Origin of the sequence: Parvibaculum sp. (assembly GCF_049671045.1) — a bacterium.
GTDB lineage: Bacteria > Pseudomonadota > Alphaproteobacteria > Parvibaculales > Parvibaculaceae > Parvibaculum.
In genome coordinates this window covers 17,661-41,455 of the sequence record NZ_JBATUH010000061.1, presented here as the reverse complement: position 1 = coordinate 41,455, position 23,795 = coordinate 17,661, and the positions used below count along the sequence as shown (strand labels likewise).

Genomic DNA, 23,795 nt, shown 5'->3' with positions numbered 1-23,795 from the left:
ATCCTCGACGCCTACAACCCCACCGGCTCGACGGCCTTCGTCAACTTCACGACGTCGAAGGAAACGCGCTGGCAGACCGACCCGCGCAAGTGCCACGTGAACTGGGTCGTCTGCGACAGCGATTGGGAGGCGGAGTTCTGCCGCGTGGCAGAGGCGCACCCCAAGGTTCGCGCCTACGTCAAGAACCAGAATCTTGGCCTCGACGTGCCCTACCTGATGGGCTCGACGCCCCGAAAATACATCCCGGATTTCATCGTCCAGGTGGACGATGGCCATCTAGACCCGCTGAACCTCATCGTCGAGATCAAGGGCTTCCGCGGCGAGGACGCCAAGGAGAAGGCGAACACCATGCGCGCCTATTGGGTGCCGGGCGTCAACAACCTCGAACGCTACGGACGCTGGGCCTTCGCCGAGTTCACCGCCGTCTACGAGATCGAGGCGGAGTTCAACAAACTGATCGCTGCGCAGTGTGAACACGCTGCCGCAGCCGTCGTCGATCACGAGGTGTGACCTTGGGGAAGCAGGCAGCATTCAAGACCAATCCGGTCAGCCTTGAAGAACTGCTCCGGCATTGCGGAAGCGGGAAGATCCAGCTTCCCGACTTTCAGCGCAGCTGGGTTTGGGATGAGGAGCGGATCAAGGGTCTGATCGCGTCGATCTCGCAAGCTTTTCCGGTCGGCGCCTTGATGACGCTGGAAGTGAAGCCGGGAGCCGCCGATACCTTCGCGCGGCGCCCGATCCAGGGCGCCGATCCGATCGCAGCCGCTGGCGCGCCGGACCAGCTCCTCCTCGATGGCCAGCAGCGCATGACGTCGCTCTACCAGACTTGCCTGCGGCGCGAGGTGGTGCAGACGGTTACTCCGCGCCTCAAGCTCGTGAGGCGCTGGTTCTACATCGACATCCGCAAGGCCATGAACCCGGCCGAGGATCGCGAGAACGCCATCGTCTCCGTGCCGGAAGATCGGCGGATCAAATCGGATTTCGACCGGAAGATCGAACTCGACCTCTCCACGCCCGAGCTCGAATACCAGAATCTCATGTTCCCGCTGAACCAGGTGTTCGACTGGGACGAATGGCAGGACGGGTTCAACGAATACTGGCTGGAGAAGGATCCCGAGACGCGCAGGCTCTTCAAGCCGTTCAAGGATGAAGTCCTCCAGAACTTCAAGGCTTACCAGCTGCCGGTCATCGCGCTGGGCCCCGACACCTCGCACGAGGCGGTCTGCCTCGTCTTCGAAAAGGTGAACACCGGCGGCAAGCCGCTCGATGCCTTTGAGCTCGTCACCGCTATGTACGCCGCCCGCGGGCATCGCCTCCGCGACGACTGGCTCGGCGCCGATGGCCAGGCCGGGCTGCAGACGCGCCTGCAGCTCTACGGCCGCGCGGCCGAGCAGAAGTTCGGTGTTCTGGAGAAGGTCGCCGCGACGGATGTCCTGCAGGCGATTGCGCTCCTGCACGGCGTCGAGAAGCGCGCGGCCGAAATCGCCGCGGGCCGCAAGGAGTCCGAGCTCTCCGCCGTCCGGGCGACGCGCCAGTCGCTGCTAGACCTGCCGCTGGAGGCCTATCTGAAGCACCGTGGCGCGGTCGAGGACGGGTTCAAGGCGGCTGCCCGCTTCCTCCGCCAGAACCACATCTACCGCGTCATCGACTTGCCCTATCAGGGCCAGCTCGTCCCGTTCGCCGCGATCCTCGCGATCATCGGCCCGAAATTCGACCATGCCGCGGTTCGCGACCGGCTGGCGCGCTGGTTCTGGTGCGGCATCTTCGGCGAGCTATACGGGTCCGCCATCGAATCCCGCTTCGCCAAGGACGTGCTCGAAGTCCCCGCCTGGCTCGATGGCGGGCCCGAGCCCAGCACCATCACCGAAGGGCGTTTCCGCCCCGAACGGCTGCGCACGCTGCGCACCCGCCTCTCCGCCGCCTACAAGGGCATCCACGCCCTGCTGATGGCCGAGGGGGCGATCGATTTCCGTTCGGGCCAGCCCTACGGCCAGACGGTGTTCTTCGACGAGTATGTCGATATCCACCACATTTTCCCGCAGGACTGGTGCAAGAAGCAGAAGATCGAGCCGAAGGTCTTTGACACCGTCGTCAACAAGACCCCGCTCAGCTACAAGACCAACCGCATCCTCGGCGGGGTCGCGCCTTCGGAGTATCTCTCCCGGCTGGAGATGGGCGGCAAGGATACGCCGCCCATCGCGCCCGCCGCGCTGGACGAATACCTCGCAAGTCACGCGATGGACCCGGCGCTTCTGCGTGCCGACGATTTCGAAGGGTTCATGGCGGATCGCGAGGCGCGGCTCCTCGCCATGATCGCCAAGGCGACCGGCCACCCGGTCATCAAGGCCGGCGTGGCGCCCGAGGAAGGCGAGGATATCCCCCAGGATGACGAGGGCTTCGATCTGCCCGACGCGCAAGCAGAGGAGGCCGCGTAATGGCGAAGAAACCGATCGAGGTCGAGGCGCTGAAGCACGACTCGGCGACCCGCAAGAACATCCCGACGGCCGAGTTCGAGAGCCTCATGCGCGAGGCCGACAAGACGCCGATCCAGCTCGCCTATGAGCGGCGCAACCGCGACCTCGATCCGCAGCTCGTCTGGCGCGGCAAGGACGAGCAGGACTGGTCTGACCTCATCGTCTCCGCTCCGCCGCTCTATATCCAGGAGAAGGTGCACCCCAAGGTCGTCATCGACGACCTGAAGCGCGTGTCGAGGGCGCGCGCTGAAGAGTCCGCACCGCCGGTGGCCGACCTCTTTGCGGATTTCAACGGCCTGGACCTGGAAGCCAAGACGGAGTTTTACGCCCACGACCAGCACTGGTCGAACCGGATGATCTCGGGGGACTCACTCGCGGTCATGGCGTCGCTGGCCGAGCGCGAGGGCCTGCGCGGGCAGGTGCAGTGCATCTATTTCGATCCGCCCTACGGCATCAAGTTCAATTCCAACTTCCAGTGGTCCACCACCTCACGCGACGTGAAGGACGGCGCGAAGGACCATGTGACGCGCGAGCCCGAACAGGTCCGCGCCTTCCGCGACACCTGGCGCGACGGCATCCATTCCTACCTGACCTACTTACGCGACCGGCTGACCGTGGCGCGCGATCTGTTGCACGAGAGCGGCAGCATCTTTGTGCAGATCGGCGACGAGAACGTCCATCGCGTGCGTGCGCTGTTGGATGAGGTGTTTGGGGACGAGAATTTCGTTTCCCTTATAATGTTCCAATCTACGACTAGCCTTGGAACGAGTATGCTGTCGGCGGCCGGTGATTACGTCATTTGGTATGCACGAAACAAAACGTCGGCCAAGTACCGTCAGCTCCTACAATTCAAGGATGATCGTGGCGGGTTCGAATACTACGCATATGTCAGGGATGAAGCAGGCCAGATGAAGCGTGCCGATCCCACGTCACCGACTGATAGGGTCTTTTTTCCTGACAATATCATGAGCCAACGCCCACTCGGCGAAGGTGATCTAAAGGAATTTCGCGAGTTTGGTCTCACTTTCAAGCCTCGAAAGGGAACTTTCAAAACAGTAGGAACCGGTCTCTCGCGCCTCGGCCGAGCCGCGAGGCTTTACAGCACATCCGGAAACGTTCTCAGATATGTCCGGATGGTAGACGACTATCCCGTTGTGGCGCTCAACAATCTTTGGAGAGACACTGGAACGGGCAGTTTCACCGATCAGAAAACCTACGTCGTCCAGACCAATACAAAGATTATCGAACGCTGCATCCTGATGGCCACCGATCCCGGCGATCTGGTGCTCGATCCGACCTGCGGCTCGGGCACCACGGCCTATGTCGCCGAGCAGTGGGGGCGGCGCTGGATCACCATCGACACCAGCCGCGTCGCCATCGCACTTGCCCGCTCGCGCCTGATGGGCGCGCGCTATCCCTATTACCTGCTGGCCGACAGCCCCGAAGGCCAGCAGAAGGAAGGCGAGGTCACGCGCACGGCCCCGAAGACGACACCCACCCGCGGCGATATCCGCATGGGTTTCGTCTACGAGCGCGTGCCGCACATCACTCTCAAATCCATCGCCAATAATGCCGAGATCGACGTGATCTGGGAGCGGATGCAGCCCGCCGTCGAGGACGCGCGGGCTGCCCTCAACGCCGCCCTGAAAGGACACCCGGAGCCCTTCCAGGTCGAGACCGGCGGCCGCGCCGGCAAGACGATCGACTTTCGCAAGGAGGGCGAGGTCACGCTGCCCTCCGGCGAGCCCGCCCCCGCTGGCGGCTTCATGGAGTGGGAGATTCCGCGCGAGGCCCCCAAGGGCTGGCCCGAACCCGCCAAGGCCGCGCTCGCCCGCTTCTGGGAGGCGCGGATCGCGCGGCAGAAGGAGATCGATGCATCCATCGCCGCCAAGGCCGAGTTCGAATATCTCTACGACAAGCCCTACGTGGACAATTCCAGGGTCCGCGTTGCCGGGCCCTTTACGGTTGAAAGCCTCTCGCCCCACCGGACGCTGGCGGTGGACTGGAACGACGAGCTGATCGATGTGCTGGAGGCCGCCGAGGGCAAGCGCAAGGCGGCGGATCGCGACGAGAGCGTGACCGACTTCGCGCACATGATCCTGGAGAACCTGAAGACCGCCGGCGTCCAGCAGGCGCACAAGGAAGATCGGATCACCTTCACCAGCCTGACCGGCTGGCCCGGCCGCTTCATCTGCGCCGAGGGCGCCTTCATGGAGGGCGATCGCCAGAAGCGCGCCGGCATCTTCATCGGTCCCGAATTCGGTACCGTCAGCCGCCCCGATCTGGTAGCTGCGGCCCGCGAGGCGGGCGATGCCGGATTTGATGTTCTGATCGCCTGCGCCTTCAACTATGACGCTCATTCGGCTGAGTTCGACAAGCTCGGCCGCGTACCGGTGCTCAAGGCCCGCATGAACCCCGACCTGCACATGGGCGGGGACCTGAAATCGACCAGCGCCGGTAACCTCTTCGTCATCTTCGGCGAGCCCGACATCAAGATCGAGGATGCGGGCGACGGCATGATCCGGGTGAAGGTGTTCGGCGTCGACGTCTTCAAGCCGCAGACTGGCGAAGTCGTCTCCGAAGGCACCGACGGTATCGCGCTTTGGATGCTCGACACCGACTACAACGAGGAAAGCTTCTTCGTCCGCCACGCCTATTTCCTCGGCGCGAACGATCCCTACAAGGCATTGAAGATGACGCTGAAGGCCGAAATCGATCAGGAGGCCTGGGAAAGCCTGCACAGCGACACGTCGCGCCCCTTCCCGAAGCCGGCGTCGGGGCGGATCGCGGTGAAGGTCATCAATCACCTCGGCGACGAGGTCATGAAGGTGTTCTCAGTGGGGTGAGCGCCTTGAAGCTCAACAGGGCGGTGGGGGGATGAGCACGATGGGAGCAAAGGCGCCGGATCTCTCGGAGGAATGGGATCAGCAAAAGCTGCGGAACTGGATGGCGAATGCCCGCCGGCTGGGGCGGGACGATGTCTATCAGGCCGCCTTCCGTCAGTTATGTCGCATCGAAGGCCGCGACATTGACGACCCGCTCGCAGCCGATTTCGCCGCTGTCATGTGCGCGCTAGAAGAAGCGCTGAGCGAGCAGAACGGCAGAACCACTCGATTGTCACGCACCAGGCAGAAGCTCGCCCGCGCCGGTGTCCGCAAGACCCTTGCCGATCTCGCACTCAAGCCGAAACCGTCAGAGGGATTTCTGAAGCTGATGGAGTTCGGAATGGCCGACATGTCGGCAGAATCGCTGATCCTGAAATATCGGCAGGAGTTCGAGCCCGAGGTCGTAGCCGCGGCTGAACGGCGGCTGGCGGAGTATGGGGTGGATTAAGCATGGAATTCCGGATTGCGGACACGTTCACCGACAGCCTGTCCAGGCTGACCGCGCAGGAACAGAAGGCAGTGAAGACGACCGCCTTCGACCTGCAACTCGATGCCTCCGCGCCGGGCCTTTCCTTCCACAAGCTGGACCGCGCCAAGGACCCGAATTTCTGGTCGGTGCGAGTGAACGCCGACATCCGGCTGATCGTCCACCGCACGCAGTCGAGCCTGCTGCTCGTCTATGTCGATCACCACGACGACGCCTACAAATGGGCCGAACGGCGCAAGATCGAGCGGCATCCGACAACAGGCGCCATGCAGCTCGTCGAGGTGCGCGAGCGCGTCGAAGAGGTGGAGATCTTCAAGCCGAAGGAGGTCGCGGAGCCGGTTGCCCCCGCGCCGGCTGCGAGGCCGAAACTCTTCGACAATCTGCGCAAATTCGAGCTGATGGGTTTCGGGGTACCCGAGGAGTGGGTGGAGGACGTTCGCCGGGCGACCGAGGACACCCTGTTCGACATCATCTCCCATCTGCCGCAGGAGGCGCAGGAGGCGCTCCTGAAGCTGGCGGTGGGCGAGAAGCCGGAGCCGCCCGTGACGGCACCCGTGGAGGCCGATCCGTTCGCCCATCCCGATGCGCAGCGGCGTTTCCGGGTCCTGACCAACATCGAGGAACTGCAGCGCGCGCTCGACTATCCTTGGGAGAAATGGGCGGTCTTCCTCCATCCCGACCAGTTGCAATATGTGGAGCGCAGCTATTCGGGGCCGGCCAGGATTTCGGGGTCCGCGGGCACGGGCAAGACGGTGGTGGCTCTGCATCGCGCAGTGCATCTGGCGCGCAACGAACCACAGGCGCGCATTCTGCTGACGACCTTCTCCAAGGCGCTCGCCAATGCGCTGAAGGTGAAGCTGCAGCATCTGGCCGGAAACGAACCGGCCGTTTTGGCGCGGATCACCGTGCAGTCCATCACGGGCGTCGCCTATGATCTCTATTCCAGTCTTTTCGGGCAGCCGAACATCGCCTCGCCGTCCCTCGTTCACACTCTGCTCACCAAGGCGGCGGGACAGGACGATGGCCAGAAGTTCTCCTTGCCCTTCCTCGCCGGGGACTGGTCGGAGGTCGTCGATGCCTGGCAGATCGGAAGCTGGGAGGGGTACCGCGATGTCTCGCGCCTTGGCCGCAAGACGCGGATTGGCGGCAAGCAGCGGGAAGCACTCTGGTCGATCTTCGAGCAGTTGCGCGCCGGTCTCGCCGAGCGCAAGGCGGTGACATGGTCCGGCGTGTTCGGCCGTCTCGCGGCGCATTATGGCGCGACGGAGAAGCGGCCGTTCGATTTCGCGGTCGTCGACGAGGCGCAGGATATCAGCGTGGCCGAGGCCCGCTTCCTGGCCGCACTGGTTTCGCACAGGCCGGACGGGCTGTTCTTCGCCGGCGATCTCGGACAGCGCATCTTCCAGCAACCCTTCTCGTGGAAATCGCTCGGCATCGACTTACGTGGACGCTCCCACACATTGCGGATCAACTATCGCACCTCCCACCAGATCCGCGCCCAGGCGGATCGGCTGCTGCCGCCGAACATCTCCGACGTTGACGGTAACACCGAGAGCCGCCGCGGCACCATCTCCGTGTTCAACGGGCCGGCACCCGAGATCTGCACCTTCGATACGGCCACGGAAGAGAGCGAAGCCGTCGGGCACTGGCTCGCCGATCGCCTGAAAGAGGGTTGCCAGCCGCATGAGGTCGGCCTGTTCGTTCGAACCGGCGAGCAACTGAAACGCGCGCGGGCCGCGATCAAGACCGCTGGCGCATCGGGTGTCGAGCTGAGCGACAAGGTAGAGGCGGAAGCAGGCAAGGTCGCGATCAGCACCATGCATCTGGCCAAGGGCCTCGAATTCCGTGCCGTCGCCGTGATGGCATGCGACGACGAGGTGCTGCCGTTGCAGGAGCGGATCGAGACCGTCGCCGATGAGTCCGATCTGGAGGAGGTCTACAACACCGAACGCCATCTGCTTTATGTCGCCTGCACCCGCGCCCGCGACCGGCTGCTGATCACCGGCGTCGATCCGGCCTCCGAGTTCCTCGACGATCTGGCGCGATAGGCGAGAGGGCGCGGGAGGCAAGCGTATGGCATTCCGTTTTTGGCGCCGCATCCGACTTGCGCCCGGGGTCACGCTGAACCTCTCGAAATCGGCGGCTTCGCTATCCTTCGGGCCGCGCGGGGCCAAGTACACGATAAGCCCCCGCGGAAACCGCGCGACGGCAGGCATTCCTGGCACCGGCCTCTTCTACACGATGCGCGATCCAGGGGCCGGACGCGGGCAAGAGCGCGGTGCATCCGCACCAATGGTGCGCGCGAGAGATCGTCTGACGCTCGGATTTTTCCAGCGCCTGATCACACCCGCGGCGGAGCGGGCCTTCGTCGATGGGCTAAAGGCGCTGAATGAGGGCGATGACAGCGAGGCGCTTGTCCTGCTCGACCGTTCGGCTTCTCTGGCCGACGCCGCATGGCTTGCCGGGATGCTTCACCTGAAGAGTGAGAACTTCGAACAGGCGGAGCGTTGCCTGCTCGATGCCTTGGAACGGAGACACGAACTCGATTCGTTGTTCAGCAAGTACGGAGTCAACGCGACCATCAGCCTGCCGATCACTCCCGAAATATCGGCGCATGTGCGGCCTCGCGAACGGGGGACACTTCTGGCCCTGGTCGAGGTCTACCAGTTGCAGGGACGTTCGGGCGACGCATTGATCCGTCTGGATCAGCTGCTCGATCTGGACAAGTCGGATCCCGTCGTCCTGCTCTCCTTCGCTGAACTTGCGCTCGATCATCCGAACCCCGAGCACTTGCGACGCATCGCAGAGCTGAGCGCGTCTGTCGAAAACGAGACTCCGGTCCATACGGCGTTGCTGCTCTATCGGGCCCGCGCGCTGGTCAGCTTGGGCTTGCCCGATGCGGCGATCGACGTTCTCACGTTGGCGCTCCGGCGGCGCAAGGACCGCCCGGACGAGCTGCTGCGGCAGGTCCGATATGAGCGTGCGTTGCTCTACGATGGCCAGCGCCGCCAAGCACAGGCCCGACGCGAGTTCGAGCGCATTTATGCCGAGGATCCGGGGTTCGAGGATGTCGCCGAACGGCTCGAGCTTTGATGTCCGATTTCGGCGCCGATCGCTTGCCGACGAGGATATCAATCGCCGCGACGAGACGCAGACATTTTTACGTTTTATTTCAATGACATAGAATTCCGTACTGGCGTCGGTTCAGTCCAGAGGTCGAGAGAAAAAGGGCGGAGAGAGAACGTTCGGAGCTGAGTGTGCCGACGTCACAGTCCACAGGTCTGCGCCCGAACCGCGCGGTTCCTTGGCGTTTCAGCCCCGCATTCGAGCGCGGAGAACGTTCGACAGGTTAGAAATGGCGGAGGGAGTGGGATTCGAACCCACGTTACGGTCTCCCGTAAACACGCTTTCCAAGCGTGCGCCTTCAGCCACTCGGCCATCCCTCCGGAAGCGCCGGCCGGAGGGCCGGGCGCGGCGCACTATACAAGAGGCTGGCCCTTAATCAACCGGCCCAAATGGCCGAATTGCGCCGCCGATGTCACATGAGTGTGCTTGTTTGGGACACTCGTTGCGGCTAGGCTTTCGCCGGTTCGTCCATCAATCGCTGGGGCTGGGGGGTCCTTGTCATGGTTTTGTTTCGGCTGATTGGATTGCTGCTCATCACGGTCGCCCTGATGGCGCTCGGCTCGGATGCCTTGCGCTCGCTCGAGGCCGGAAAAGTGCAGGTCCGCTCGCTCAGCGAGCTTTGGGGACTGCTCAACCAGTCCTCCTTCGACACCGTGACCGGCTGGGTTACGGCGAATGTTCCGGTGGTTTCCGGCCCGCTCACCACGGGCCTTGCCTATCCGTCCTGGGCCGTGCTCGGCGTCATCGGCATCGTGATCGCGGGTCTCGTCCGGCTCAGCCGGGGCTGAGGCGCCCGGACGCCTGAAGACTTGAGGCCGCCCCGCCCGCCGGGCAGGGCGGCCTTCCCGTTTTCCGGGCTCAGTTCTCGTCCATCTTGAGCGCCGCGATGAAGGCATCCTGAGGGATGTCGACGCGGCCGAACTGCCGCATCTTCTTCTTGCCCTCTTTCTGCTTGTCGAGGAGCTTGCGCTTGCGCGAGATGTCGCCGCCATAGCATTTGGCGGTCACGTCCTTGCGCATGGCGGCGATCGTTTCGCGCGCGACGATGCGCCCGCCGATGGCGGCCTGAATCGGAATCTTGAAGAGGTGCTTCGGGATCAGTTCCTTGAGCTTCTCGCACATGGCGCGGCCGCGCTGCTCGGCGCGCGAGCGATGCACGATGGTCGAGAGCGCATCGACCGGCTCGTCATTGACGAGGATCGACATCTTCACGAGATCGCCGGGCTCGTAGCCCTCGATGTGATAGTCGAAGCTCGCATAGCCGCGGCTCACCGATTTGAGGCGGTCGTAGAAGTCGAGCACCACCTCGTTGAGCGGAAGGCGATAGACGAGCATGGCGCGGCTGCCCGCATAGGTGAGGTCGATCTGCGTGCCGCGCCGGTCCTCGCAGAGCTTGAGCACTGAGCCGAGATATTCGTCGGGAACGAGGATCGTCGCGCGAATCCACGGTTCCTCGATGTGGTCGATCTTCATCACGTCAGGCATGTCGGCCGGATTGTGCATGTCCTGCACCGTACCGTCGGTCATGTGCAGGTGATAGACGACCGAGGGCGCCGTGGTGATGAGATCGATGTTGAATTCGCGCTCGATCCGTTCACGGATGATCTCTAGATGAAGAAGCCCGAGAAAGCCGCAACGGAAGCCGAAGCCGAGCGCGGCCGAGGTCTCCATCTCAAACTCGAAGCTCGCATCGTTGAGGCGCAGCTTGCCCATCGCCTCGCGCAGATCCTCGAATTCCGAGGCATCGACCGGGAAGAGGCCGCAGAAGACCACGGGCTGCGCCGGCTTGAAGCCCGGCAGGGGCGCGGCGCAGGGGCGGCGCTCCTCGGTGATGGTGTCGCCGACGCGCGTGTCGGCCACTTCCTTGATCGAGGCGGTGAAGAAGCCGATCTCGCCGGGCCCGAGTGCCGCCACCGTCTCGCGCTTCGGGCGGAAAATGCCCACCTGATCGATCGTGTAGGAGCCGCCCGTGCCCATCATCAGCACGCGCTGGCCCTTCTTCATCTCGCCATCGATGATGCGCGCCAGCACGACGACGCCGAGATAGCTGTCATACCAGCTATCGACCAGCATGGCCTTGAGCGGCGCCTTGATGTCGCCCTTGGGCGCGGGCAGGCGCGTCACGATCGCCTCCAGCACGTCGGGAATGCCGATGCCGCTTTTCGCCGAGATCTCCACCGCGTCCGACGCATCGAGGCCGATCACGTCCTCGATCTGCTGGCGGGTGCGCGCGGGGTCCGCCGCCGGCAGGTCGATCTTGTTCAGGACTGGCACGATCTCGTGATTGACCTCGAGCGCCTGATAGACGTTTGCGAGCGTCTGGGCCTCGACGCCCTGGCTCGCATCGACGACCAGGAGCGAGCCTTCGCAGGCGGCAAGCGAGCGGTTCACCTCATAGGCGAAGTCCACGTGCCCCGGCGTGTCGATGAGGTTCAGCTCATAAAGCTCGCCATCCTTCGCCTTGTATTCCAGGCGGACGGTCTGGGCCTTGATGGTGATGCCGCGCTCGCGCTCGATCTCCATCGAGTCGAGCACCTGCGCCTTCATTTCGCGGGCATCGAGGCCGCCGCAAAGCTGGATCAGCCGGTCGGCCAGGGTCGATTTGCCGTGGTCGATATGGGCGATGATGGAAAAATTGCGGATATGGGCGTGATCTGTCATTTGGCTTTCTGGGTTCAGGCGCGCCCATATAGCACCGGCGGGGCCTTGAAGCCAATGCGGCCGGCCGATTTCGCGGGGGTCGGGGCCCCGAATCCGGCCCCGCCCTCAGCCTTGCCCCATCAGCCCTGCCCCATCAGCCCTGCCCCATCAGCCCTGCCATTGGGCCTTGCGCTTTTCCATCCAGGCCCTGACCCCTTCCTTGTAGTCGGGATGGGTCGCCATTTCCGAGAGGAGCCGTTCCGCCTCGTTGACGGCGCTCGCCGCATCCCGGTGCAGGTCCCTGTAAATCTGGTTCTTGGTGACCCGGAGCGAGCCCGGCGAGACGCCCTCGGCCATGCGCGCGGCATAATCGAGCACATGGGGCATCAGTTCGGCGGGCGGCAGCAGCCTGTTGAGGAAGCCCATGGCGAGCGCCTCCTCGGAGGTGAAGACCCGGCTCGACAGCAGGATGTCGTTTGCATGGGTGAGCCCCACGATGCGCGGCAGCAGCCAGGAGAGCCCGTATTCGGCCGGAAAGTTGAAGCGCCCGTGAGCGGCGGTGAATTTCGCCCCCGGCACCGCGAAGCGCAGGTCGGCATAGGCGGCGAGCACGAGGCCGACGCCCGCAGCCGGGCCGTTGATCGCCGCGATGACGGGCTTCGTCAGCCCGAAATGATAGGCGAAGGTCGCATCGAACTCCGGCGCCACGCCATAGCCCGGCCGGGCAATGTCCTCGCTGATGCCGGGGTCGTAGCGGCCCTTCTCGGAATGGCCCTCCAGCGCGCCGAGATCGGCGCCCGCGCAGAAGGCCCCGCCCTCCGGGGCGCCCGTCACCACGATCACGCGCACGGCAGGGTCCTTGTCGGCCTGCTCCAGCACCCAGCGATATTCGGTGTGCATGCGCCCGGTCCAGGCGTTGCGGCGCTTCGGCCTCGAAAGCGTGATCGTCGCGATGAAATCGGCGACCTTGTAGATGATGGTCTTGAGTTCCATGGGCCCTTCCTCCTGGCACCAATATAGGGCCGCCGGGCCCGACGATAATTGGGGATATTTTTATTTACAGCCGAGATAGGCCGTCATCGCCTCGAGGATGCGGCCGGGCTGCTCGGGCAGCATGGCGTGGCCCGCATGGGTAAGCTCAACCAGCGTCACCCGCTCGCCGAGCCGTGCCTTGAGATCATGCGCGTTCGCCGGAAGGGCGATCGCGTCCTCCGTCGCCTGCACGACGAGAAGCGGCTGGCCGCCCGCCTCCCACCAATCCTCGACCGGCGTGCGGCGCACGGCGGAGGACTGCATCAGCATCACCGGCTTCGACCAGCCGTCGCGCCACACCGCGGGGTCGTTGCCCTCGGCGAAGAAGCCCCGCCTGACACAGTCGAGATGGGCTTCCGGCGAAAGCGTTTCGTCGAAACAGCCGATAAGCGCCTGGCGCGCCTCTTCCGGCATTTCGATGAGGCCGCCACAGGCGAGCAGCACGAGCCGCGAGACGAGGGCGCGATGGTCGGCGGCGGTCGTACGGGCGAGGCGATTGCCGAAGGCATGGCCGACCAGCACTACGGGCGGGCGCGCCACCGCCTCGATCACGCAGGCGACATCGGCCGCGAGGTCGTGGAGCGTGAGCCCCTCCATGGGCCCCGAGCTGCCGCCGATCCCGCGCGGCTCGGGCAGGATCACCCGGAAGCCCTTGTCGGCGAGCGGCCGCGCGATGATGTCGAAATCGCTGCCCGGCCGTCCGAGCGAGGCGAGCATGACGATGGCGGGGCCGTCCGCCGGACCTATGCTCCGTCCACGGAGCACGATCTCGCGCCCCTCGCCGTCCCGGCGCCCGGCCTCATAGCTTTCGAAGTCCATATCATCCCCTCCCCCGTCCTTCGAGGGACAGGTCTGATCCGTCATCCGCGCAGTACGCCGCCCGTCGCCTTTTCGACTGCGGCGATGATCCGCTTCGAGACGGCCTCGATCTCCTCGTCGGTCAGCGTTTTCTCCACAGGCTGCAAGGTCACTTCGATCGCCAGCGATTTCCTGCCCTCGCCGAGCGAGCCGCCCTCGAAGACGTCGAAGAGCGAGACCTCTGTGACGAGCTTCTTGTCGGCATTGCGCGCGGCGCGGATGAGATCACCCGCGGCGACGCCCGCCTCGACGGTGAAGGCGAAGTCACGCCTCACCGGCTGGAAGGCCGAGAGATCGAGCGGGGGCTTCGCCCGCGTCGCCTTGCGCTTGGGCTCGGGGATCGCGTCGGGGAAGACCTCAAACCCGACCAGCGGCCCGGCGACATCGAGCTCGGCGAGCACGCGCGGATGGAGTTCGCCGAAATAGCCGATCACCGTTTTCGGTCCGAGCCGGATGACGCCGGAGCGTCCGGGATGGTACCAGGCGGGCGCATCCGTGTTCACCTGAAGGCTTGCGACCGGCGCGCCGAGAACAGCGGCGAGCGAGAACGCGTCGGCCTTCGCATCCATCGCCTCGACCGGGCCCGCCTTGCCCTGCCAGTGCCGGCCCGCGCCATGAGGCCGCGCCGTGCCGCGTCGGATGCCCGTCGCCGCCATCGTCTGGCCTTCCGGCGTGTCGTCGGCGAATTGCTGGCCGACCTCGAAGAGCGCGATATCCGCAAAGCCCCGGTCGGCATTGCGCCCGGCCGCCGCGATGAGGCCCGCAAGCAGGCTCGGCCGCATATGGCTCATGTCGGAGGAAATCGGATTGGCGAGCTTCAGTCCCGGCGACGCGTTGCCGCCGCCGAAAAGGGTCGCTTGCGCTTCCGAGATGAAGGACCAGTTGACCGTCTCGACGAGGCCGCGCGCGGCGAGCGCACGGCGGGCGAGCCGCTCGCGGCGCTGCCGGGTGGAGATCACGGGCTCCGCCACCGCATGGGCGCGCGGCAGCGCCACGGATTTCACCTCCGACAATCCGTGTACGCGCACGACCTCCTCGACGAGATCGGCCTGCCCGTCAACATCCGGCCGCCAGCTCGGCACCGTGACATCGAGATGGCCGCCCGGCGCCTCAGCGACGCCGAAGCCGAGCTTCGTCAGGATTGACGCCGCGTCGGCCCGCGCGAGCGTAAGGCCGGTGAGCCTTTCGATGCGCGTCGGATCGAACGCGATCGTCCTGTTCGTCACCGGCGGCTTGCCCGCCACGACGATGTTCGACGGCGTGCCGCCGCACAGCTCCATGACCATGCGTGTCGCAAGTTCGAGCCCCGGCAGCACGAAGGCCGGATCGACCCCGCGCTCGAAGCGGTAGCGCGCATCCGAAACGATGCCGGTGGCGCGGCCGGTCTTGGCCGTGCGGTAGGGGTCGAACCAGGCGCTTTCGATGAAGACATCGGTCGTCGCCTCGGTCGAGCCTGATTCCTCGCCGCCCATGACGCCGCCAAGGCCGAGCACCCGCGCATCGTCGGCGATGACGCAATAGTCCGGCGAGATGTCGTAGGTCTTGCCGTCGAGCGCCTTGAGCTTCTCGCCCGCGCGGCCGAGGCGCACATGGATGCCGCCCTGGAGCTTCGCCGCGTCATAGACATGCAGGGGCCGCGCGCGGTCGAGCGACAGGAAATTGGTGATGTCGACAAGCGCGTTGATCGGACGCAGGCCTACCGCCTTCAGATAATTCTGGAGCCATGCGGGGCTCGGGCCGTTCCGCACGCCGCGGATGAGCCGCCCGGCGAAAACGGGACACGTATTCTCCGTACCGGGAGCGAATTCGAGACGAACGCCGATCGGGCAATCGAAGGCGCCCGGCACCGGGTCGAGCGTGCCTTCGCGCAAGACTCCAACGCCGGCGGCGGCGAGATCGCGCGCGACGCCATGGACGCCGAGGCAGTCCGGCCGGTTCGGCGTGATGGCGATCTCGATCACGGGATCGTTCTGGCCGAGCGCTTCGGCCGCGGGCGTCCCCACTTCCCAGCTACCGGGAAGTTCGATGATGCCTTCATGCTCGTTCGAGAGCTCGAGCTCGCGCTCCGAGCACATCATGCCGTTCGACTCGACGCCGCGAATCTTCGTCGGCTTCAGCACCATGCCGTTGACCGGGATGGTCGCGCCCGAGCGCGCGAAGATGCCGGTGAGGCCCGCGCGCGCATTGGGCGCGCCGCAGACGACCTGAAGCACCTGCCGCTTGCCCTCGACCACGGCGTCGACCTTGCAGACCCTGAGCTTGTCGGCATCGGGATGCTGCACGGCTTCGAGGATTTTCGCGACGGAGAAGTCGGCGAGCTTGCGCGCCGGATCGGCGATGCCCTCAACCTCGAGGCCGAGCATGGTCAGGCGATCCGCGATCTCGTCGAGCGACGCCTGCGTTTCGAGCGGCTGCTTCAGCCAGGACAGAGTGAACTTCACGACGAGAGCCCTCCCGCGAGCGTCGGCACGTCGAGCGCCGAGAAACCGTAGTGACGCAGCCATCTGAGATCGCTCTCGAAGAAGGCGCGCAGATCGGGAATCCCGTATTTCAGCATGGCGAGGCGATCGAGGCCCATGCCGAAGGCGAAGCCCTGATAGCGCTCGGGATCGACGCCGGCGGCCTTCAGCACATTCGGATGCACCATGCCGCAGCCCAGAATCTCGAGCCAGTCATTGCCCTCGCCGATGCGGATCTCGTTGCCGAGACGGGCGCAGCGCACATCGACTTCCATCGAAGGTTCCGTGAAGGGGAAGAAGGACGGGCGCATGCGAAGCTCGACGCCCTCCACCTCGAAGAAGGTGCGCAGGAATTCTTCCAGCGTCCATTTCAGATGGCCGAGATGCGTCGTCTCGTCGACGACGACGCCCTCGATCTGGTGGAATTGCGGCGTATGCGTCTGGTCGCTGTCGCAGCGATAGGTGCGGCCCGGGCAGACGAAGCGGAAGGGCGGCTTGCCTCGCTCCATGGTGCGGACCTGCACGGGGCTCGTATGTGTACGGAGCAAGGGGCGAGAGCCGTCGGCCCGCGCCTCGAAATAAAAGGTGTCGTGCATCTCCCGCGCGGGGTGACCTTCGGGGAAATTCAGCGCGGTGAAGTTGTAGTGATCGCTCTCGATGTCGGGGCCCTGCTCGACGGCGAAACCCATGTCGGCGAAGATCGCGACGACCTCGTCCCAGACCTGCGTCAGCGGGTGGATGCGGCCGGCCTCCAGCGCACTTTCGCGCAGGGGCAGCGTGACGTCGATCTTCTCCTCGGCGAGCCGCGCCTCGAGCTTCGCCTCGCCAAGCGCCGACTTGCGGGCCGAGATCGCATCGGTCAGCCGGTCCTTGAGGCCATTGAGCAGCGGCCCCATCGTCTTGCGCTCCTCGGGGCTCATGCCGCCGAGGCTCTTCATGAGCTCGGAGACGCGGCCCTTCTTGCCGAGGGCGGCGACGCGCACATCCTCGAGCACTCGCTCCTCGAGCGCATCCGCGATGGCGGCGAGGAAATCCGCCTCGAGCTTTTCGACTTCCGATTGAATGTCCGTCATGACCTTCTCAAGCCTCAATGTTCCGCCATGCGCCGGGCAAATCGGGGAGCGGGGGAACAGAAGTGAGTGATCGACGGTCCGCCCTCACCCCGGGAGGGCCCGCGCGGCGCGCGGGGTCCCGACGGGTGTACCGGCCCTGAACGGCCAGGTCAAAGCGGTTGCTGTTAAGCGAGCGCCGCCTTGGCCTTCTCAACCAGGGCCTTGAAGGCCTCGGGCTGATGGATGGCGAGGTCGGAGAGAACCTTACGGTCGATCTCGACGCCAGCCTTGCCGAGGCCGTCGATAAATCGGCCATAGGTCAGGCCCAGTTCGCGGGCGCCGGCGTTGATGCGCTGGATCCAGAGCGCGCGGAAATTGCGCTTCTTGGTGCGCCGGTCGCGATAGGCGTATTGGGCGGCTTTCTCAACCGCCTGATTCGCCGTGCGGAAGGTATTCTTGCGACGGCCGTAATAGCCCTTCGCCTTCTTGATGATCTTGCGGTGGCGGGCGTGCGCTGCAACACCCCTTTTGACGCGCGACATGTGCTTAGCTCCTTGTCAGGTACGGTTCCGGTTCACGCGTAAGGCATGAAGTTTTTCAGCACGCGCGCCGCATCGACATCCGCCATGACGGTGGTGCCGCGCTTGTTCCGGATCTGCTTGTTGGTCCGCTTGATCATGCCGTGCCGCTTGGCGGTCTGGCCGCGCTTGATCTTGCCGGACGCGGTGAGCTTGAAGCGCTTTTTCGTCCCGCTCTTGGTCTTCAACTTGGGCATTTTGCACTCCTGCATTTTGGGGCCCCGTTCGCTGAAGACCTTGAAATCTCAAGGAAAACGGAGCCGACTTTGGCATTTCGGACGCGCCACGGCATGCCCTTCATAGCCGGGCCGTCCCGAAGGTGCGGACTTATAAGCCAAAAGGCAGGAAGGTCAAGGGTAGCCACCCTCCGGGAGGGCGGCGGGAGCGGCCGGATTCCTCGTGACCCGCATCGGCGCCTCGCCTAGCCTTGGTCCCATGAACGCGACACCTTCCCACCCCGCTTCGGACCTCACCTCCTTCAGCGATGCGGATGCGGCGCTCGCCCGTATCGGCGAGATTTACGCCCGCTCGGCGGGCATGTTGCGGGAGCGCTTTGCCGCCTTCGCCAGTGGCGAACGCTCGGGCCGCGCCATCGCCCCCTGCTATCCCTATCTCGGCCTCACCATCGGCCCCGAGCACCTCGTCTATGACAGCCGCCCCTCCTGGGGCACGCTCGCCTATTCCGGCACCTATGGCACGACGCTGACCCGGCCCGATCTCTTCGGCGAGTACTACCGGGCCCAGATCGCGCGGCTCGTGGCCTTTCACCGGGTGCCGGTCGAGGTCGGCGTGAGCCAGCGGCCCATCCCGCTCCCCTTCGTCGTCGAGGAAGCGACGACCGATATCGGCCCGGAAGACGTGCGCGCATTGGGCGCCGTCTTCGCGCTTCCCGATCTTTCGGTCATGGATGATGCCGTCGCCAACGGCACATGGCGGCCGGCGCCCGGCGCGGTGCAGCCGCTCGCGCTCTTTTCAGCCGAGCGGGTCGATCTCGCGCTCCAGCGGATCCACCACTACACCGGGACTAGGCCGGAGCATTTCCAGCGCTTCGTGCTCTTCACCAATTATCAGCGCTATGTCGACGAGTTCATCTCGCTCGGCCACAGCCTCGTCGCGGAGGGCGGCGGGCCGGAGGGCTATCTGCGCTTCGTCGAGCCCGGCGATCTCGTGCAGGAACGGGGCGAGACGCATGGCGGCGAGAGCCGCTCCGAGGGATCGCTGCCGCAGATGCCGGCCTATCATCTCGTGCGCGGCGACCGGCTCGGCGTGACCCTCGTCAATATCGGCGTCGGCCCCTCCAACGCGAAGACGATCACGGATCATCTCGCCGTGCTCAGGCCGCATTGCTGGCTGATGATCGGCCATTGCGGCGGGCTGCGCCGCTCACAGCAGCTCGGCGACTATGTGCTCGCCCATGCCTATGTGCGCGACGACAAGGTGCTCGATCAGGATCTGCCGCCCTTCGTGCCGGTGCCGCCCATCGCGGAAGTGCAGGTCGCGCTTCAGGAGGCGGTCGCGCGCATCACCGGCCTCACCCGCCGCGATCTCAAGACGCGGATGCGGACGGGCACCGTCGTCTCGACCGACGATCGCAACTGGGAGCTTCGCTACGACGATCTCTACACGCGCTTCAACCAGTCGCGCGCCATCGCCATCGACATGGAGAGCGCGACCATCGCCGCCAACGGTTTCCGCTTCCGCGTGCCTTATGGCACGCTGCTCTGCGTCTCCGACAAGCCTATGCATGGCGAGATCAAACTCAGAGGCATGGCCAACGCCTTTTATCGCCAGCGCGTGAGCCAGCATCTCTCGATCGGGCTCGAGGCTCTGCGCCTCATCCGCGAGCGCGGCGTCGAGGAACTTCATTCGCGCAAGCTCAGAAGCTTCGACGAGCCCGCCTTCAGATGACCGCGCCCCGCGCTAGCGGTGGCGCCCGCTCCAGTTATGGCCATGCCAGCGATTGCCATGCGGGCGGGCGTGATAGCGCGGCGAGCGATACCAGCGCGGCCCGTCATAGTAGAAGAACGATCCCGTGATATAGGCGGGCGGGCCGTAATAGTAGTAGGGCCCGTCGTAATAGCCGTAGGCCGGCCCGTAGGCATAAGTGTCGGGCCCGACCGGATAGGCGACGCAGCCGGCAAGGCCGGCGGCGATCACCGCTGCGCCTGCGAGCTTCACATATCCACGCATGATCCGAACCTCTCTCATCAACGCCAGTCGCCATAGTCGCGGCCATGGTCGCCGTCGCGATCCCGGTAGTGATGGTAGCGGCTGCCATAGCCGTCATGGCGAGGCACTATGATACAGCCGCCAAGCACGGAGAGGCCGAAGATCGAGAGAAGTACCGCGGCAGCAATCTTACGCTTGCGACGCATGGTCTGAACTCCGCTGTCGGCAGGCGCCCGGCTCCGGCCGGCACCCGCACACATCGTTCATCCCGGATGCGCTTCGCCCGTACCCTTCATCGAGCGATGCCGGAATCCGCCGCGAAGGCGGCGATGCTCAAGGATGGGCGCGCGTTATGGCGAAAACTTTGCGCCGGCATGGCGGAATCAAGGCGGGCGGAATCAAGGCGGGCGGAAACAGAGAGCACGGGCGGAGCGGTTCGCGGCTCCGCCCGCATCCGCATCAATCGGCCGCGCTTGTCTGGTTGACCTGCGCCCTGGCGACGGACGCCTTCACCACCGGAATCTCGTGGTCGGCGAGCGGCTTCATCCAGTTCTTGCGGGCGAGCGCCGCTTCGATGAAGGGCTGAAGCTCGCGCGCCTTCCTTTCTTCCCGCGCCGCCGCCTCGACCTTGAATTCCGGCATCACCTCTGCGGCGAAGAGTTCGAGCGACTCGCAGATATGCTCATGCCTGTTGCGGCCCGCCTGCTGCATGAAGATCACCTGATCGACGCCCGCGGACTGGAAGGCCTTGAGATGGGCGCGCATGTCGTCCGGCGTACCGATGCCGGTCGCGATCTGATCGGCGCGCGCCGCCGCCTCGATCACTTCCTCGGTGCGGTTGCCGCGCGCCTTGATGTAGTCGCCCCACATATCGGTGCGGCCCGGCACCGTGTCGTGAGCCACGAGCGCGTTGAGCGCATAGCCGAAGAACTCGAAGCCCTCATGGCCGCGCCGGATCGCCTCGGCGCGATCCTTGTGCACGGAGAAATTCGAGACCATCGCGATATTGGCGTTGACCGAGTGGCCGATCGGCACGCATTGCTCGGACTTGATGATGCCGTAATAGATGTCCGACCAGACCTGCGCCTCCTTCGGATCGACGAAGGAGAAGGCGAGCGCGCCGAGCCCGAGCGAGGCCGCGATCTTGATCGTGTCGCGATTGGTGCAGGCCATCCACATGGGCGGGTGCGGCTCCTGCACCGGCTTCGGCAGCACGTTGCGGCAGGGCATGGAAAAATATTTGCCCTCGAAGCCCGGATAGGGATCGAGCACCATCATGTTGGCGATCTGCTCGGCCGCCTCCAGCGCCATGGCGCGCTTCTCGCGGGCGGGAATGTCGAAGCCGCCAAGCTCGAGCCGCGTCGCGCCTTCGCCGATACCGAATTCGACGCGGCCGTTCGAGATGATGTCGAGCGTGGCGAGCCCTTCGGCGGTGCGCGCCGGGTGATTGTAATTCGGAATCACCTGACGGATGCCGTGCCCGATCCTGATGCGCGACGTGCGCGCCGCAGCGGCGGACAGAAATACTTCGGGTGCGGATGAATGGGAGTATTCATCGAGAAAGTGATGCTCGACCTCCCAAGCGTAGTCGTAGCCCAGCCGGTCGGCGAGCACCACCTGATCGAGCGCTTCATGGAAGAGCCGCGCCTCGTCGCCCTTCTTCCAGGGTTTGGGCAGCTGCAGCTCGTAGAACACTCCGAATTTCATCGAATCCTCCACAACACAAAATCGGTTTGGGAGGAGTATAGGGATTCGGCGCGGCGCTTCGAGCGCTTCATCGCGCACAATCAGACCAAACGCATGTTCCGCGCGGAGGACGCTCCGTCAGAACACGGCCTGAACGCCACCTTCCCGCGCCAGTCCGGCGCTGTGGCGCCACTCGAGCTGGTGTAGGGCTGCAAGGGCGCGGGCCGAGTTCGATTCCTCCATGACGAGGCGCCTCAGCTCATCGTCGCTCAGGCTCGTCAGATCGATGGGGCCCTTCTCCTCGACCGCGCGGCGCATCACATGCTGGCTGTCATAGAAGGAGACGCGGCGGCGGCCCGTCCACGATCTCCACAAATCGGCAAACGACATTTGTCCATACCCTCTTCCTGCCCGGCTGCGTTTAGCACCTCGCACTGCCCGCGCCGCTCAAGGCCGACTCACACAAAGGCCTAGTCCTTAGGTTCTGCTATTTATTAATAAAAGTAAATAGGACAACGCCCGCAGAAGGGGTGGATGGGCTCGAAAAGCTTCCATTCCGGCCATTTTCCGCGGGAAGCGGCGTGACCGCGAGGCAAGGCGCAGGCTAGCTTGTCGGTCGTCAGCGAGAGGGGGACCACCGGACAATGACCCGGACAATGACGAGGACACGCGAGATCGCCCATCGCGGGGGCGCGGGGCTCTGGCCGGAAAACACGCTCGAGGCCTTCGAGCGGGCGATCGAGGGGGGCGCCGACGGCATCGAACTCGACATCCATCTGAGCCGGGACGGCGTCCCCGTCGTCCATCACGACGAGAGCCTGAAGCCCGCCATCGCGCGGGGCCCCGGCGGCAAATGGGTCGTTCGGCCGACGCCTCTCATCAAGGAGCTGACCCTCGCCGAGCTTCAGGCCTATGACATTGGCAGGCTCCGGCCGGGTTCGGGCTATGGGGCGCGCTACCCGGATCAGACCCCCATCGACGGCGCGCGCATTCCCCGGCTCGAAGACGTCTATGCGCTTGCCAACCGCAGCGCGAAGCCCGGCTTTATCCTTTATGTCGAGCTCAAGACGGCGCTTCTCGACCTTTCCCGCTCGGCCACGCCCGAGGCGCTCGCCGAGGCGGCCGTGGCGCTCGCAAGGCGCATGGGGATGACGGAGCAGACTGTCTTCGTCTCCTTCGACTGGCGGGCGCTTGCTCATGCGAAGAAGATCGCGCCCGAGATCCGCAACGCTTTCACGACGCTCCCCTTCTTCCAGATCGACCCGGCCGACCCTTCCGCGGCGCGCGACGCGCCGGGCTCGGAAGATTTCGCGTTGCGCGCGGCATCGGCCTCGGGCGCGCCATGGGCGGCGGGCTTCGACTGGCGCGATCAGGCGGGGACGGATTTTGCCGAGCGCATGCTCGGGGCCATTGCCGCCGGCCCCGCCGATGGCTGGTTCGCCTGGTTCGGCGACGTGACCGCGACGACCGCGCCGCTCGCCAGATCGCTCGGGCTCGAAGTTTCCTGCTGGACGGTCGATGAGCCGGCCGAGATGCGCCGCCTCGCCACGCTTGGCGTCGATGCAATCCTGACCGACCGTCCGGACCGTCTCAAGGCCGTGCTCGCCGCATGAGCACCCCCGGACGGCAAAAGGCCCGGCTCATCGCCGGGCCTTTTCCGTCTCGGTCCTTGCGCGGCTGCCTTACCTCGGCGCCAGCACCATGACCATCTGCCGCCCTTCGAGGCGCGGGTAGGACTCGACCTTCGCGACCGCGTCCACCTGCTCCTTGACGCGGTTGAGAAGCTGCATCCCGAGTTCCTGATGCGCCATCTCGCGGCCGCGGAAGCGAAGGGTCACCTTCACCTTGTCGCCTTCCTCGAAGAAGCGAAGCATGCTCTTCATCTTCACGTCATAGTCATGCGTGTCGATGTTCGGGCGCATCTTGACTTCCTTGACCTCGACGGTCTTCTGCTTCTTGCGCGCCTCGTTGGCCTTCTTTTGGGCCTGATATTTGAATTTGCCGAAGTCCAGCAGCTTGCAGACGGGCGGCTTTGCGTTGGGCGAGACTTCGACGAGATCGAGCCCCGCCTCCTCGGCCATGCGCATCGCTTCTGCTGTGGGAATGACACCCCGCTTTTCGCCTTCGGCGTCGATGAACAGAACCGTCGGCTCATCGATCATTTCATTGATGCGCGGGCCCTCGCGGGTGGGCGGCGCCTGAATCGGTCTGCGAGCTATGTAACCCTCTCCTTTAGCTGGTCCGCAGTGCGCTCCGGCCTCACCGGGCCGACCCCGCGCCGGAAAGCGCGGACGAAAGAGCTGCACGGTCTCGATCAGACCCACCTGCGGACATTCGTTGGTGCAATGC

Annotated in this window: 20 protein-coding genes, 1 tRNA gene and 1 pseudogene; 9 read left to right on the top strand and 13 right to left on the bottom strand. The window is 64.9% G+C overall.

Going from position 1 to position 23,795, the window contains the following annotated elements:
• The 6 genes and pseudogenes from WBG82_RS07590 to WBG82_RS07565 form a co-directional block, all read left to right on the top strand.
• Nucleotides 1–510: pseudogene (locus WBG82_RS07590) on the top strand (restriction endonuclease); the annotation flags it as partial.
• A gap of 2 nt (nt 511–512) precedes the next feature.
• On the top strand, nt 513–2,435 hold the full coding sequence (locus tag WBG82_RS07585) for a GmrSD restriction endonuclease domain-containing protein (protein ID WP_424423286.1): 1,923 nt from the start codon (nt 513–515) through the stop codon (nt 2,433–2,435).
• Entirely contained in the window at nt 2,435–5,320 is a 2,886-nt protein-coding gene (locus WBG82_RS07580; protein WP_424423284.1) for a site-specific DNA-methyltransferase, read from the top strand. The genes WBG82_RS07585 and WBG82_RS07580 overlap by 1 nt, the downstream gene beginning before the upstream one ends.
• 100 nt (nt 5,321–5,420) lie before the next feature.
• On the top strand, nt 5,421–5,807 hold the full coding sequence (locus tag WBG82_RS07575; protein ID WP_424423281.1) for a hypothetical protein: 387 nt from the start codon (nt 5,421–5,423) through the stop codon (nt 5,805–5,807).
• A 2-nt stretch (nt 5,808–5,809) separates the two neighbouring features.
• A complete protein-coding gene (locus WBG82_RS07570; RefSeq protein ID WP_424423279.1) occupies nt 5,810–7,894 on the top strand; it encodes a 3'-5' exonuclease in 2,085 nt (694 codons plus the stop codon).
• 25 nt (nt 7,895–7,919) lie between these two features.
• Entirely contained in the window at nt 7,920–8,939 is a 1,020-nt protein-coding gene (locus WBG82_RS07565; protein ID WP_027444202.1) for a DUF4236 domain-containing protein, read from the top strand.
• 263 nt (nt 8,940–9,202) lie between these two features.
• On the opposite strand, the gene WBG82_RS07560 is transcribed toward WBG82_RS07565, so the two are convergent.
• Nucleotides 9,203–9,292 (bottom strand) — tRNA-Ser (locus WBG82_RS07560).
• A 180-nt stretch (nt 9,293–9,472) separates the two neighbouring features.
• On the opposite strand from WBG82_RS07560, the gene WBG82_RS07555 reads away from it, so the two are divergent.
• Nucleotides 9,473–9,760: a hypothetical protein gene (locus WBG82_RS07555; protein WP_424423276.1), complete on the top strand. Its 288-nt coding sequence runs from the start codon at nt 9,473–9,475 to the stop codon at nt 9,758–9,760.
• 70 nt (nt 9,761–9,830) lie between these two features.
• Here WBG82_RS07555 and lepA read toward each other — a convergent pair whose 3' ends face one another.
• From lepA to rpmI, 7 genes are all read right to left on the bottom strand, one after another.
• Complete coding sequence (gene lepA / locus WBG82_RS07550; RefSeq protein WP_424423273.1) at nt 9,831–11,633, bottom strand: translation elongation factor 4; 1,803 nt, start codon at nt 11,631–11,633, stop codon at nt 9,831–9,833.
• A 147-nt stretch (nt 11,634–11,780) separates the two neighbouring features.
• On the bottom strand, nt 11,781–12,605 hold the full coding sequence (locus WBG82_RS07545) for an enoyl-CoA hydratase-related protein (protein ID WP_424423270.1): 825 nt from the start codon (nt 12,603–12,605) through the stop codon (nt 11,781–11,783).
• A 60-nt stretch (nt 12,606–12,665) separates the two neighbouring features.
• The gene (locus tag WBG82_RS07540) at nt 12,666–13,463 is read right to left on the bottom strand and encodes an alpha/beta fold hydrolase (protein ID WP_424423268.1); all 798 of its coding nucleotides are present in this window, start codon (nt 13,461–13,463) and stop codon (nt 12,666–12,668) included.
• Between the two features lie 41 nt (nt 13,464–13,504).
• On the bottom strand, nt 13,505–15,943 hold the full coding sequence (pheT, locus tag WBG82_RS07535) for a phenylalanine--tRNA ligase subunit beta (RefSeq protein WP_424423265.1): 2,439 nt from the start codon (nt 15,941–15,943) through the stop codon (nt 13,505–13,507).
• Nucleotides 15,940–17,034 carry a phenylalanine--tRNA ligase subunit alpha gene (pheS, locus tag WBG82_RS07530; RefSeq protein WP_424423263.1) on the bottom strand — a complete coding sequence of 365 codons (1,095 nt, stop codon included), beginning with the start codon at nt 17,032–17,034 and terminating at the stop codon, nt 15,940–15,942. Before pheS ends, pheT begins: the two co-directional genes overlap by 4 nt.
• A 164-nt stretch (nt 17,035–17,198) precedes the next feature.
• Nucleotides 17,199–17,555 (bottom strand): 50S ribosomal protein L20, encoded by a 357-nt coding sequence (gene rplT / locus WBG82_RS07525; RefSeq protein WP_324299560.1) that lies wholly within the window; start codon nt 17,553–17,555, stop codon nt 17,199–17,201.
• Between the two features lie 32 nt (nt 17,556–17,587).
• Nucleotides 17,588–17,788, bottom strand: coding sequence for a 50S ribosomal protein L35 (rpmI, locus tag WBG82_RS07520; protein ID WP_324299562.1), 201 nt, complete (start codon nt 17,786–17,788; stop codon nt 17,588–17,590).
• Between the two features lie 238 nt (nt 17,789–18,026).
• Here rpmI and WBG82_RS07515 point away from each other — a divergent pair, with 238 nt between their 5' ends.
• Nucleotides 18,027–19,499, top strand: a complete 1,473-nt coding sequence (locus WBG82_RS07515; protein WP_424423260.1) for an AMP nucleosidase — start codon at nt 18,027–18,029, stop codon at nt 19,497–19,499.
• Nucleotides 19,500–19,511: 12 nt separating this feature from the next.
• Here WBG82_RS07515 and WBG82_RS07510 read toward each other — a convergent pair whose 3' ends face one another.
• The 4 genes from WBG82_RS07510 to WBG82_RS07495 form a co-directional block, all read right to left on the bottom strand.
• The gene (locus tag WBG82_RS07510) at nt 19,512–19,781 is read right to left on the bottom strand and encodes a hypothetical protein (RefSeq protein WP_424423257.1); all 270 of its coding nucleotides are present in this window, start codon (nt 19,779–19,781) and stop codon (nt 19,512–19,514) included.
• A 17-nt stretch (nt 19,782–19,798) separates the two neighbouring features.
• Nucleotides 19,799–19,966, bottom strand: coding sequence for a hypothetical protein (locus WBG82_RS07505; protein ID WP_424423255.1), 168 nt, complete (start codon nt 19,964–19,966; stop codon nt 19,799–19,801).
• Nucleotides 19,967–20,219: 253 nt separating this feature from the next.
• A complete protein-coding gene (locus tag WBG82_RS07500; protein ID WP_424423252.1) occupies nt 20,220–21,467 on the bottom strand; it encodes an LLM class flavin-dependent oxidoreductase in 1,248 nt (415 codons plus the stop codon).
• Nucleotides 21,468–21,584: 117 nt separating this feature from the next.
• Nucleotides 21,585–21,836, bottom strand: a complete 252-nt coding sequence (locus WBG82_RS07495) for a hypothetical protein (RefSeq protein ID WP_424423250.1) — start codon at nt 21,834–21,836, stop codon at nt 21,585–21,587.
• A gap of 266 nt (nt 21,837–22,102) precedes the next feature.
• Between WBG82_RS07495 and WBG82_RS07490 the strand changes: the two genes are divergently transcribed.
• The gene (locus tag WBG82_RS07490) at nt 22,103–23,059 is read left to right on the top strand and encodes a glycerophosphodiester phosphodiesterase family protein (protein WP_424423248.1); all 957 of its coding nucleotides are present in this window, start codon (nt 22,103–22,105) and stop codon (nt 23,057–23,059) included.
• 69 nt (nt 23,060–23,128) lie between these two features.
• Here the strand turns inward: WBG82_RS07490 and infC are convergent, their stop codons facing one another.
• On the bottom strand, nt 23,129–23,650 hold the full coding sequence (gene infC / locus WBG82_RS07485; RefSeq protein WP_424423290.1) for a translation initiation factor IF-3: 522 nt from the start codon (nt 23,648–23,650) through the stop codon (nt 23,129–23,131).
• Between the last annotated feature and the right edge of the window lie 145 nt (nt 23,651–23,795).